This window comes from Mycobacterium sp. NPDC048908 (assembly GCF_043197955.1).
Taxonomy (GTDB): Bacteria; Actinomycetota; Actinomycetes; order Mycobacteriales; family Mycobacteriaceae; genus Mycobacterium.
This window is the reverse complement of the sequence record NZ_JBICUE010000001.1, coordinates 850,525-862,430: the sequence shown is the minus strand read 5'-3', so window position 1 is coordinate 862,430 and position 11,906 is coordinate 850,525. Positions and strand designations below refer to the sequence as shown.

Here is an 11,906-nt window from a genome sequence, read left to right as displayed (position 1 = left end):
CGGGGTACCCAAATCAGCGGGTGAGAACCGCGACGCATTCGACGTGGTGGGTCAGCGGAAACGAGTCGAACACCCGCAATTCCTCCACCCCGTACCCGGCGCCGAGGTAGAGCCCGATATCGCGGGCGAAGGAGGCCGCCTCGCAACCGATGTGGATGATGCGTGGTACTTCCGCGGCCGCGAGCAGGTCGATGACGTCGCGGCCGGCCCCCGATCGCGGCGGGTCGAGCACTGCGACGTCGGCGCGCCCGGTCTGCGCCATCTGCGATACAAGGGCTCGCCGGACCGAGTCGGTCACCACCGACACCCAGCCGAGGTCGCTCATCGCGGTACGCGCCGAGCGCGACGCAGCCCGCGAGGTGTCCACGGTGACGACCCTGCCGCCTTCCCCGACGCCTTCAGCCAGCACCGCGGCGAAAACCCCTGCGCCACCGTACAAGTCCCACGCCGTCATACCGTGCGTCAGCTGGGCCCAGTCGGCCACCAGCTGGCTGTAGGCGGCGGCCGCGTCGCGGTGGGCCTGCCAGAACGCCGTCACCGGCACCCGCCACACCCGCCCGCCGACCCGCTGCGCGGCCTCGTATCGACCCTCGGCCACCAGCGTCGAGGTCTTGCGACCGGTCCGCGGCCCCGACTGCACGACGTGCCGTTCCCCGTCGTCGTCGATCACCACGTGCAGCTGGGCGCCCGGCGGCCACATCCAGTCGTTGATGCCGTCGAGCATCCCCGCCGGCAGCTGCGCGCAGTTCAGCTCGGTCACCAGCTCGGAGCTGTGATATCGGTGAAAACCGGCCCGGCCTTCGCCCGTGGTGTCCAGACGCACCCGGGTGCGCCAGCCGGTCGGCTCGCCGGTGCCGATCGGTTCGGCGACAGCGGAATCCTCGTCGCGCCATTGGTAGCCGCCGAGCCGCGCAAGTTGGTTGGCGACCACCTCACCTTTGAGCCTGCGGCCTGCCTGCGGGTCGGCGAACGCCAGATCGCAGCAGCCGGCGCCGTCCACACCCGCGATCGGGCACAGCGAGTCGATCCGGTCCGCGGACGGCTCGATCACCTCGACAACGTCTGCGTGCCAATAGGATCCATGGTCTCCGACCACCCGAACCCTGACCGTCTCACCAGGCAATGCGTAGCGCACGAAGACCACCCGGCCCTCGTGGCGCGCGACGCAGCTGCCGCCGTTGGCCGGTGCCCCGGTGGTCAGCGTGAGATCCTCCGGCCATGGCGGGGGCTCGTCGATGTGTTCGGTCAATCCAGGAAACCCCTGCGGATGTCCCCCGGAGCGGCGTGCGGCTGCAACGTCTTGAGCCGCTCCGAGGAGCTCAGTTGCCACGGCACCGACGTCACCATCACGTTCGGCATGAACAGCAGCCTGCCCTTGAGCCGCAGCGCGCTCTGGTTGTGCAGCACCTGCTCCCACCAATGCCCGACGACGTATTCCGGGATGAACACCGTGACGACGGTGCGCGGTGACTCCTTGCTGACCCGCTTGACGTAATCGAGCACAGGACGGGTGATTTCGCGATACGGCGAGGCGATCACCTTCAGCGGCACGCTGATGTCGCTGTCCTCCCACTGATGCACCAACTCGCGGGTTTCCCCGTCGTCGACACTCACGGTGATGGCCTCGAGAACGTCCGGTCGCGTGGCCCTGGCGTAGGCCAGCGCGCGCTTGGTCGGCAGATGCAGCTTGGACACCAGCACCACGGCGTGGTTGCGGCTCGGCAGCACCATGTCGTCGCCCTGTTCCTCGGCCTGCTCTTCGAGTTCTCGGGAGACGGTGTCGTAATGCTTGCGAATCATCCTCATGATGACGAACAGCGCGCCCATCGCGAGGATCGCGATCCACGCGCCAGCGACGAACTTCGTCACCACCACGATGATCAACACAGTGCCGGTGCAGACGAAGCCGATGGTGTTGATCACCCGCGACCGCATCATGTGCCTGCGCACCGCGGAGTCGGTTTCGGTGCGCAGCAGCCGGGTCCAGTGCCGGACCATGCCGATCTGGCTGAGGGTGAACGACACGAACACCCCGACGATGTACAGCTGGATCAACGCCGTCACCTCGGCGCGGAACGCGACGACGAACGCGATCGCGGCGAACGCGAGAAACAGGATGCCGTTGGAGAAGGCCAACCGGTCACCGCGGGTATGCAGCTGACGTGGCAGGTAACGGTCCTGAGCGAGAATCGATCCCAGCACCGGAAAGCCGTTGAACGCGGTGTTGGCCGCCAGGATCAAGATCAGCGCGGTGACTCCGGCGATCAGATACAGCCCGATCGGGAAGCCGTGGAACACGGCATCGGCCAGCTGTGCGATCAGCGTCTTCTGGTGATAACCGGGCGGGGCGCCGATGAGTTGCTCGGGGCGACCCGCGATCTTCACCCCGGTTTCCTTGGCGAGCATGATGATTCCCATGAACAGCGACACGGCGATCAGCCCGAGCATCAGCAGCGTCGTCGCGGCGTTGCGCGACTTGGGCTTCCGGAACGCCGGCACGCCGTTGCTGATCGCCTCGACACCGGTCAGCGCCGCACACCCGGACGAGAACGCGCGCGCGACGAGGAACACCATCGCGAACCCGAGCACTTCGCCGTGTTCGGAATGCACTTCAAAGCCCGCGGATTCGGCGCGCAGCTGATCGCCGAGGATGTAGATCTGGAACAGCCCCCAGGCCAGCATGATGTACATGCCGATCATGAACGCGTAAGTGGGGATCGCGAACGCGGTGCCCGACTCCCGGAGGCCGCGCAGGTTGATCGACGCCAACACCAGGATGGCAAGGACGGCGAACAACACTTTGTGATGGTTGATGAACGGGATCGCCGAACCGATGTTCGCCATTGCCGAGGACATCGACACGGCGACCGTGAGTACGTAGTCGACCAGCAGCGCGCTGGCCACCGTCAGCCCGGCGGTGGGCCCCAGGTTGGTGGTGACCACCTCGTAGTCCCCGCCGCCTGACGGGTAGGCGTGCACGTTCTGCCGGTAGCTGGCGATGACGATGAGCATCACTGCGGCGACGGCAAGCCCGACCCAGGGCGCCATCGAGTATGCGGTCAGCCCCGCAATGGAGAGCACAAGAAAGATTTCCTCAGGCGCATAGGCGACCGATGACAGCGCGTCGGAGGCGAACACGGGCAGCGCGATGCGCTTGGGTAGGAGCGTGTGGGCGAGCTTGTCGCTGCGGAACGGCCTGCCGAGGACCAACCGGCGTGCAGCGGTCGAAAGCTTGGACACGAGAGCCAAGAGTAAGCCCGACGGCCACCCGCCGTCGGAAAGCGGTAGCGTTCTGGATTGCGCGGGTTCGCCACAGACATGCCGGAAAGGACTGTCAGGTGCGGGTAGTGGTCATGGGGTGCGGCCGGGTTGGCGCGTCGTTATCGGACAGCCTGGCCCGAATCGGCCACGATGTGGCTGTCATCGATCGCGATAGCACCGCCTTTCACCGCCTCTCCCCCGAGTTCCCGGGCGAACGTGTGCTCGGCATGGGCTTCGACCGTGATGTCTTGCTGCGTGCGGGCATCGAGGAGGCCGGGGCGTTCGCTGCGGTGTCGTCGGGCGACAACTCCAACATCATCTCGGCGCGGGTGGCCCGGGAGACCTTCGGCGTGGAGCGTGTGGTGGCCCGCATCTACGACGCCAAGCGTGCGGCCGTCTACGAGCGCCTGGGCATCCCGACGGTGGCCACCGTGCCATGGACCACGGACCGACTGCTCAACGTGTTGACCCGGGAAACCGAAACCACCAAATGGCGCGATCCGACCGGCAATGTCGGCGTGACCGAACTCGCGCTGCACGAGGAGTGGGCCGGGCACCGGATCACCGCGCTGGAGAGCGCCACCGGAGCCCGGGTGGCGTTCATGATCCGGTTCGGCGCGGGCCTGCTGCCCGACCCCAAGACCGTCATCCAGGCCGGCGACCAGGTGTACATGGCGGCGATCGCCGGGCACATCGCCGAGGCGCTGGCCATCGCCGCGCTGCCGCCAAGTGAAGACTTGGAGTCGGCATGAAGCGCGTCCGTGACGACGTGAAGGACTTGGAGGATCGGCGCCAATGAAGGTCGCAATCGCCGGTGCGGGAGCCGTCGGCAGATCCATCGCGCGCGAGTTGGTCGAGACCCACGACGTCACGCTGCTCGAGCGCAACCCCGACCACATCGACGTCGATGCCATTCCGGCCGCCCATTGGCGCCTTGGCGACGCCTGCGAGCTGAGCCTGCTGGAGTCGGTCAAGCTCGAGGAGTTCGACGTGGTGATCGCCGCGACGGGCGACGACAAGGTCAACGTCGTGGTCAGCCTGCTGGCCAAGACCGAGTTCGCCGTGCCGCGAGTGGTGGCCAGGGCCAACGATCCGCGCAACGAGTGGCTTTTCGACGAGAACTGGGGCGTCGATGTCGCGGTGTCCACGCCGCGCATGCTGGCGTCACTGGTCGAGGAGGCGGTCGCCGTCGGTGATCTGGTGCGGCTGATGGAGTTCCGCAAGGGTCACGCCAACCTCGTCGAGATCACGCTGCCCGACGACACGCCGTGGGGCGGGAAGCCGGTCAAGCGGCTCGAGCTGCCCCGCGACGCGGCGCTGGTGACGATCCTGCGTGGACCGCGGGTGATCGTGCCCGAGTCCGACGAGCCGCTGGAAGGCGGCGATGAGCTGTTGTTCGTGGCCACCACCGAGGTCGAGCAGGCGCTGCGGGACCTGCTGCTGCGTCCGCAACGACGCGCTGAGGGTCAGCCGCGCGCGTAGGCGGGCGGCGGTGGTGTGCGGTCTCGACAGCGTGCCGCCTGCCCGGCCGTTACCCGCTGGAAGTCGCATTCCGCATTACGGATACCGATCGCGGAGATGAGTCCCGCGACCACAAACAGCGCGGCGGCCACTAGTGCGCCCTGCCGAAAACCCGCGAAATCGACTGTCCCGCCGAGAATTACACCGGTGAACGCGACTGCGATCAGCCCCGCGATCCGGGACACGGCGTTGTTGATCGCCGATCCGATACCGCTCTGAGCCGGGTCCACCGCGGCAAGGATGGCCGCCGTCAGCGGCGACACCGTGATCGACAGGCCGAGCCCGAAGACCACCAGCCCCGGCAGCATCTGAATCCAGAAGTCGAACGGCTCGCGCGCCATCGTCATCCAGAGATAGCCTGCCGCGGCGATCGACGGGCCCGCGGCCATGAACAGCCTCGGCCCGTGCGCGCCTGCCAGCGTGCCGAACCGCCGGGCCAACAGGAACGACAGCACCGGTATGGGCAGCGTGGCCAAGCCCGCTTGGGTGGCAGACAGCCGGGCCGCCTCCTGCAGGAACAGCGTGACGATCAACGTGCCCAGCGACACCCCCGCATACAGGAACACCGTCGCGAGGTTGCCCACCGCGAAGTTGCGGGCGGTGAAGATCCGCAGGGGCATCATCGGATGCGGGCAGCGACTCTCCCAGCACGGAAACACCGCGAGGCACGCCACCCCGACCACCAGAGCGATGGCGACCGCCGGATGCGAGAAGCCGAGTCGCTGTCCTTCGATGAGCCCGTACACCGCACCCGTCAGTCCGAGCGCGGTGAGCACGGCACCGGTCACATCGATACGGGCCGAGCGGTCTCCGGTGTCCGGGTCAAGCCTGGTCGTGAGATAGACGGTGGCGGCCAGCGGCACGATGTTGACCCCGAAGATCCAGCGCCAACCAACGGCGTCGACCAGAAGACCGCCGAGGAGCGGGCCGACCACGAACGCGGTGCCCGTCCACGCCGTCCACGTGCCGATGGCGCGGGCCTGCGCGGCGCCCGAGAACCGCGCATTGATCATCGCCAGTGAACTGGGCACCAGGAACGCCGCGCCGAGGCCCTGCAGGCAGCGCGCGGCGATCAGAATCCAACCGCTTGGAGCCAACGCGCACAGCACCGACGCGACGCCGAACACCACCACGCCCATCCGCAGCACAGACAGCCTCCCGAACTGATCCGATATCGCCCCCGCGACCAGGATCAGCGCACCGAGGGTGAGCAGATAGCCGTCGAGCACCCACTGTTGCAGCGCAAGCCCGCCGCCGAATTCGCGGCTGATCGCGGGCAGGGCGAGGTTGACCACCGATCCGTCGAGGAACGCGACGAACGAAGCCAACACCGCGACCGCGATCAGCGGCCTGTCACCACCCGCCTTAGAGGGCATCGGGTTGCGCTAAGTCCCCGTGCTCCTCGGCAGTGGTCGCGCGTTGGTGGGCATGGGCGTGCAGCGCACGTTGGGCGGCGCGGATGGCCAGATACGTGACGAGCGCCGCCACCGCGGTGAGCGGCCATCCCATGGCGATGCGCGCCACCCCCAGCCAGCCCGTCTGGTCGGAGTCGTAGAGGTGCTGCTGCACGACGAAGCGCGAGGTGAAAACCAGAACCCACACGAACGTCGCGAGGTCGAACGCGAGCACTGCCTTGCGCAGGCCGCGCCAGTCCCGGTCGTGCGAGTTGACCCAACCCCAGATGTAACCGACGGCCGGGCGGCGGATCAGGATCGACACCCCGAACACCACCGCCCAGAACAGCGACATCCAGATGCCGAGCAGGAAGTAGCCCTTCGACGCGCCCACGATGTAGGCGATCAGGGCGCTGATGCCGACGCCGATGAACCCGGAAATCGCCGGCTGGGCGGATTCGCGGCGGAAAAGCCGCCACACCAGGATCAACGCCGCCACCCCGAGGGCCGCGCCGATGGCGGGCATCAGTCCCAGCGTGGTGGAAACCGGTACGAACACCACGACAGGCAGCGAGGAGTAGATGAGGCCACTCACGCCGCCCATCTGTTCGAGGACTGCGTTTGCCTTTGGTTGCTTCCCCGGTTCAGTTCCGGGATCGCTCACTTTTGAATCTCGTAATGCGGGTTGTAAATCGCCTTCACGCCGCTGTCGAGCTTCCCGACGCGGCCGTGCACCCGAAGCGTGCGGCCGGATTCGATGCCGGGGATGCGGCGCTGTCCGAGCCAGACGAGCATCACGGAATCGGTGCCGTCGAATAGTTCGGCCTTGACGCCGCCGGAGCAACCCTTGCCGTTGCACTCCACGCTGCGCAGGGTGCCAACCATCGTCACTTCTTGGCCGCGTTGACAGTCGATCGCCTTCTGGGCGCCGGTACTGGCGGCTTCGTCGCTGAGCTCTTCTACGTCGAGTTGCTCCGGGTCTTCCGTCAGCCGACGGGTGAGCCGGCGAAGATACCCTTCGGCCGTAGCCATGGCCTCTCCTGACTTTTGCAGATCCACCATGGATCTACCCAATCCAACGCCACCGTAGACCTCTTGGTTCCGCTACGCCACGTAGGGTCGGGTCGCCACGCCGACGAGCCGGTGAACGGGGGACGATCATCCGATGACGGTCAATCTTCGCGGCGTCACGACGGTTCTGCTGGCGGGTACCGGATCCGACGACGACTACGTCTACCGGGCGTTTTCGGCTGCTCTGCACGACGTCGGCGCGGTGGTCGTGACGCCGGCGCCCCAGCCGGGCAGGCTGATCGACGGCTACCGTGACGCGCTCGACAACGCCTCGCGCGGCGGCGCCATCGCGGTCGGTGGGGTGTCCATCGGCGCGGCGGTGGCCGCGGCGTGGGCGCTGGCCCACCCCCGCCACGCCGTTGCCGTGCTGGCCGCGCTGCCTGCCTGGACCGGGGAGCCTGAGGCCGCACCAGCGGCGCTCGCTGCGCGGCACTCGGCCGAGATGCTGCGACGCGACGGCCTGGCGTCGGCGACCGCGCAGATGCGGGCAGGCAGCCCGGCGTGGCTGGCCGACGAGCTGACCCGGTCCTGGGTCGGCCTGTGGCCGGCGCTGCCGGACGCGATGGAGCAAGCCGCCCGCTATGTCGCGCCGACGTGCGGGCAACTGGCGGGGCTCACCGTGCCGATGGGCGTGGCGTCTGCAACAGACGATCCGATCCACCCCGTGGAAGTCGGCTTGGAGTGGGTGGCGGCCGCGCCGCGCGCCGCACTTCGCACCGTCACCCTCGTCGAGATGGGTGCGGACCCCGCGGTGTTGGGTGCGGCATGCGTGACGGCACTTGCCGACATCGAGTGATTTGTGTGCGTTGACGCGCGGTGAGCGCTCGGAAACGCACACAAATCGCGGGGTCAGCCGCCGGTGATGGTGCGCAACTGCTGCATGGCCGAACCGAGTTCGCTGCGCCGGGCGGCGGGCGCAGGCGCCTGCTGCTGGGCTTGCTGCATCTGCTGCGCCTGTTGCATCGCGGCCTGTTCGGCGGCGGCACGCAACTGCGCTGCCATCGGCTCGGGTAGCTGAACCTGCAGCGGCGTGCGGACGGGTAGCGGAGTGTCGCCGCGTCGAACGACCGTGTCCGCCAATGCATTTCGCGCCTCTGCAGCAAGCGCTGCGATTCGATCCTGTGGGCCGTTGACCACACACCGGATCATCCAGCGGTAGCCGTCGACCCCGATGAACCGAACAACGCCCGCCTGCTGGTTCTGCTCGGCCTTCGATACGCCGACCACTTCGCGGCCCCACGGGCCGTCCTCGATGCCGACCTGGGCGACCTCCTTGCGCAGCGAGTCGGCCAGTTCGGTCGCGACCTCCCGCCACAGCCCCGCGGACTTCGGCGCGGCGTAGGCGGCGATCGTGAAGCGACCGTTGGGCGTCACCACCCACACGGCGCTTGGCACGCCGACCTCGCTGAGCTCAACTTGCACCTGGCCGGCTTCCGGCATGGGGATCAGTACCGAGCCGAGATCCAACCGGCCCTGCGCCGCTGTCGCCGGGTCGTCGAAGTCGTCGACGTCGAACGGACCCTCGAGGTCCTCGTCGACGGGATCGCCCGTGAGGTCCTCGTCAGGGCTGTGCACGTCGTCACGATCGTCACGATCGTTGTGGTCTCTGTGCTTTCCGAATGCCATCACAAACTCGCATGTCCGCCGGAGGAACCGTGGCCACCGTCGCCACGGGATGTGTCGGCCAATCCGGCCTCGTCGAACGACGTCACCTCGATCAGTTCGGGCAACTCGACCCGCTGGACCAGCAATTGGGCGATCCGATCACCCCGATTCACCGTGATCGGCGTCTCGGGATCCAGATTGATCAACGACACCTTGACTTCACCGCGGTAACCCGCGTCGATCGTGCCGGGGCTGTTGACGATCGAAAGTCCTACTCGCGCAGCCAAACCCGAACGCGGATGGACCAGCCCGACCATGCCGTGCGGGATGGCGACGGCGATGCCGGTCGGCACCAGCGCCCGCTGACCCGGCGCCAGTTCGACGTCGAGCGCGCTGAACAGGTCGACGCCCGCGTCGCCGTCATGCGCTCGGCTGGGCATCGGCAGATCGCGATCAAGGCGCACGACCGCCAGAGAGGTGGACACGACGTCAGAGATTACTCTTGGCCGCGTGTCCGACACGCGCGCCACGGCGCAAACTGTGCGCTACCGCGAACGGTTGCGCGTGCCGTGGTGGTGGTGGCCGCCCGGCTTCGGCCTGGCCGGCCTGATCGCGCTCGAGGTGAACCAGGGCGTGCAAGCCCTGCCGAACTGGATGCCGTTCGCTGTGCTGCTGCCAGTCGCCGCCGCGGTGTTGCTGTGGTTCGGCAGGATCGAGGTCAGCGTCGTCAGGCGGGCCGAGGACACCGAACTGTGGGTGGGCGACGCCCACCTGCCGGTCAGTGTCGTGACGCGGTCGGCCGAAGTGCCCAAGAGCGCCAAGTCGGCCGCGCTCGGTCGCCAACTCGATCCGGCTGCCTACGTCGTGCACCGGGCATGGGTCGGCCCGATGATTCTTCTTGTTCTCGACGACCCCGACGACCCGACGCCGTACTGGCTGGTCAGCTCCCGCCATCCGGAGCGCGTGCTGGCCGCGCTGCGCGCGGAATCAGCTTGACTGTCGCTAGGCGGCGCAGTCCGTGCAGATCATCACGCCGTTCTTCTCACTGGCCAGTCGGCTGCGGTGATGAACCAGAAAGCAGCTCGAGCACGTGAACTCGTCGGCCTGCTTCGGGATCACCCGCACGGACAGTTCCTCACCGGACAAGTCGGCGCCTGGCAGCTCAAAGGATTCCGCGGACTCGGACTCGTCAACATCTACGACCGCAGACTGGGCCTCGTTACGCCGCGCCTTCAGCTCCTCGAGCGAATCCTCGGAAACGTCGTCGGTCTCAGTGCGCCGCGGGGCGTCGTAATCGGTAGCCATCTCGTGTCCCCTCCGTCAGACCTTGCAGCAGAGCTTTGTACCAGCGTCGAACGCATTCCCCAAACGATTCGTGCCCGTTCTGGTACCCGTTACGGTGTGATTTACATCACAGTGTAGGTGTCGTCACAGGAAGCGCCCACTGTCTTTGGCTCTAGAGTGCAGGCGTGGTCGCGCAAATCACCGAGGGCACCGCGTTCGACAAACGCGGCCGGCCCTTTCGCCGGCGCAATTACCTGCCGGGGATCCTGCTGTTCGTCGCCCTGGCGGTGGTGACTCTGATGGTCTGGGTGATGGCGCTCAGCCGACCCCCGGACATCCACGAAGCCACCATCTGCAACGCGCCGCCGCCCCCGGCGGATCCGGCGGCCCCCGCGCCGCAACTCGGGGAGCAGGTGACCCGCGCCGACATGACCGACGTGGTGCCCGCCAAGCTCGTCGACGCCAGGATCCGCGTCCTCAACGCGAGCGGCCAGGGCGGTCAGGCCGCCGAGGTGGCGGGCGAACTCCGCGACCTCGGTTTCGCCGAGCCGACGGCTGCCAACGACTCGGTGTATGTCAAGGCACGGCTGGAATGCCAGGGTCAGATCCGCTTCGGTCCATCCGGGCGCGCTGCCGCCGCCGCGGTATGGCTGGTGGCCCCCTGCACCGAGCTGTTTCAGGACCAGCGCACCGACGGCACCGTCGACCTCGCGATCGGAACCGAGTTCACCGAATTGACCCACAGCGACGACATCGACGCGGTGCTGGCCAGCCTGCGTCCCGACGCCACCCAGCCCGCCGATCCGACGCTGCTCAAGAAGATCCACTCGGCGACCTGCTAGTCCCCTACTGCGTTGCAGCGCAAGGACGTTCGCTTCAGAATGCTCCCGCTTCCCGCAATGCTTCGGTCAGCGCATCGGCAATGCCGGGGGCGGCCGCGACAATGAAGCCGCCCTCGCCGTCGACGGGTGGCAACCGCAAGGTCACCCCTGCCTCTGCGGCGATCAGCGCGCCCGCGGCCCAATCCCACAGGTGCACGCCGTCCTCGTAGTAGCCGTCGAGTTCGCCTGCGGCGACCATGCACAGATCCAGTGCGGCCGAACCCATCCGCCGCACGTCTCGCATCGCGGGCAGCAGCTTGGCCAGCACCTGGGCCTGCCTCGCCCGCTGGTCCTGCGCGTACGCAAACCCGGTACCTATCAACGACATTGACAACTCCACGGCCCCGCTCGACCTCAGCGGAGTCAGCACGCCGCGCCGTTGCATCCGGGCCCCATGGCCCAGCGCGGCGGAGAAGAGGATCTCGCCGGGCACGTTGGCCACCGCTCCCGCCACGGGTGCGCCGTCGCGCAGCACGCCCACCGACACTGCGTACTGCGCGAGTCCGTATACGAAGTTCACGGTGCCGTCGATGGGGTCGAGCACCCAGGTGAGCCCCTCGCGCACGGTGGTCGCGCCGCCTTCCTCTTCACCGAGGATGTCTTCGCCGGGACGCAGTTCGGCCAACCGCTCGCGCAGCAGTCGCTCGGTTTCGGTGTCGACGACGGTGACAGGGTCGGTCGGTGTGCTCTTGGTCCGCACGCTCGCAGGGGCGTCGGGGTCGGGGTTCCCGAACACCTCGACGCGGCGGCGCCGGACGAAGTCGGCGGCCTCGCTCGCCAATCGCTCCGCGATCGAGCGCAACTCAACAAAATCGGTGTCGTTTTCCGTCACTCGTCCATCGCAGCACATTCTGAAGCTACTAATGTGTGTGGCGCGTCCCACCTGCCC

Annotated in this window: 14 protein-coding genes; 5 read left to right on the top strand and 9 right to left on the bottom strand. The window is 67.6% G+C overall.

Annotation, left to right across the window (positions count from 1 at the left end):
* Positions 1-13: 13 nt before the first annotated feature.
* The gene (locus ACGFK1_RS04255) at positions 14-1,249 is read right to left on the bottom strand and encodes a class I SAM-dependent RNA methyltransferase (RefSeq protein WP_393425998.1); all 1,236 of its coding nucleotides are present in this window, start codon (positions 1,247-1,249) and stop codon (positions 14-16) included.
* Positions 1,246-3,240, bottom strand: coding sequence for an APC family permease (locus ACGFK1_RS04250; protein WP_393425995.1), 1,995 nt, complete (start codon positions 3,238-3,240; stop codon positions 1,246-1,248). The genes ACGFK1_RS04255 and ACGFK1_RS04250 overlap by 4 nt, the downstream gene beginning before the upstream one ends.
* A 98-nt stretch (positions 3,241-3,338) precedes the next feature.
* Here ACGFK1_RS04250 and ACGFK1_RS04245 point away from each other — a divergent pair, with 98 nt between their 5' ends.
* On the top strand, positions 3,339-4,013 hold the full coding sequence (locus ACGFK1_RS04245) for a potassium channel family protein (protein WP_393425992.1): 675 nt from the start codon (positions 3,339-3,341) through the stop codon (positions 4,011-4,013).
* Between the two features lie 43 nt (positions 4,014-4,056).
* A complete protein-coding gene (locus tag ACGFK1_RS04240; RefSeq protein ID WP_393425989.1) occupies positions 4,057-4,743 on the top strand; it encodes a potassium channel family protein in 687 nt (228 codons plus the stop codon).
* On the opposite strand, the gene ACGFK1_RS04235 is transcribed toward ACGFK1_RS04240, so the two are convergent.
* From ACGFK1_RS04235 to ACGFK1_RS04225, 3 genes are read right to left on the bottom strand one after another with little or no spacing between them, the layout of a single operon-like run.
* Positions 4,728-6,158 (bottom strand): MFS transporter, encoded by a 1,431-nt coding sequence (locus tag ACGFK1_RS04235; protein WP_393425986.1) that lies wholly within the window; start codon positions 6,156-6,158, stop codon positions 4,728-4,730. The two genes, ACGFK1_RS04240 and ACGFK1_RS04235, sit on opposite strands and share 16 nt — an antisense overlap.
* Positions 6,148-6,780 carry a DUF3159 domain-containing protein gene (locus tag ACGFK1_RS04230; RefSeq protein ID WP_393426362.1) on the bottom strand — a complete coding sequence of 211 codons (633 nt, stop codon included), beginning with the start codon at positions 6,778-6,780 and terminating at the stop codon, positions 6,148-6,150. The genes ACGFK1_RS04235 and ACGFK1_RS04230 overlap by 11 nt, the downstream gene beginning before the upstream one ends.
* A gap of 56 nt (positions 6,781-6,836) precedes the next feature.
* Positions 6,837-7,208, bottom strand: a complete 372-nt coding sequence (locus ACGFK1_RS04225; RefSeq protein ID WP_393426360.1) for an OB-fold nucleic acid binding domain-containing protein — start codon at positions 7,206-7,208, stop codon at positions 6,837-6,839.
* Positions 7,209-7,341: 133 nt separating this feature from the next.
* Between ACGFK1_RS04225 and ACGFK1_RS04220 the strand changes: the two genes are divergently transcribed.
* Positions 7,342-8,043 (top strand): alpha/beta hydrolase, encoded by a 702-nt coding sequence (locus tag ACGFK1_RS04220; protein ID WP_393425983.1) that lies wholly within the window; start codon positions 7,342-7,344, stop codon positions 8,041-8,043.
* A gap of 53 nt (positions 8,044-8,096) precedes the next feature.
* Here ACGFK1_RS04220 and ACGFK1_RS04215 read toward each other — a convergent pair whose 3' ends face one another.
* Both ACGFK1_RS04215 and dut read right to left on the bottom strand, forming a co-directional pair.
* Positions 8,097-8,873, bottom strand: a complete 777-nt coding sequence (locus ACGFK1_RS04215) for a DUF3710 domain-containing protein (protein WP_393425980.1) — start codon at positions 8,871-8,873, stop codon at positions 8,097-8,099.
* Complete coding sequence (gene dut, locus ACGFK1_RS04210) at positions 8,873-9,337, bottom strand: dUTP diphosphatase (protein ID WP_393425977.1); 465 nt, start codon at positions 9,335-9,337, stop codon at positions 8,873-8,875. The genes ACGFK1_RS04215 and dut overlap by 1 nt, the downstream gene beginning before the upstream one ends.
* Positions 9,338-9,362: 25 nt before the next feature.
* Here dut and ACGFK1_RS04205 point away from each other — a divergent pair, with 25 nt between their 5' ends.
* Complete coding sequence (locus tag ACGFK1_RS04205) at positions 9,363-9,848, top strand: DUF3093 domain-containing protein (protein ID WP_393425974.1); 486 nt, start codon at positions 9,363-9,365, stop codon at positions 9,846-9,848.
* Positions 9,849-9,854: 6 nt separating this feature from the next.
* Here the strand turns inward: ACGFK1_RS04205 and ACGFK1_RS04200 are convergent, their stop codons facing one another.
* Positions 9,855-10,157, bottom strand: a complete 303-nt coding sequence (locus ACGFK1_RS04200; RefSeq protein WP_024445904.1) for a DUF4193 domain-containing protein — start codon at positions 10,155-10,157, stop codon at positions 9,855-9,857.
* 164 nt (positions 10,158-10,321) lie between these two features.
* Here ACGFK1_RS04200 and cei point away from each other — a divergent pair, with 164 nt between their 5' ends.
* Complete coding sequence (gene cei, locus ACGFK1_RS04195) at positions 10,322-10,978, top strand: envelope integrity protein Cei (RefSeq protein WP_393425970.1); 657 nt, start codon at positions 10,322-10,324, stop codon at positions 10,976-10,978.
* A 34-nt stretch (positions 10,979-11,012) separates the two neighbouring features.
* Here cei and ACGFK1_RS04190 read toward each other — a convergent pair whose 3' ends face one another.
* On the bottom strand, positions 11,013-11,849 hold the full coding sequence (locus ACGFK1_RS04190) for an inositol monophosphatase family protein (protein ID WP_393425967.1): 837 nt from the start codon (positions 11,847-11,849) through the stop codon (positions 11,013-11,015).
* Positions 11,850-11,906 lie beyond the last annotated feature (57 nt).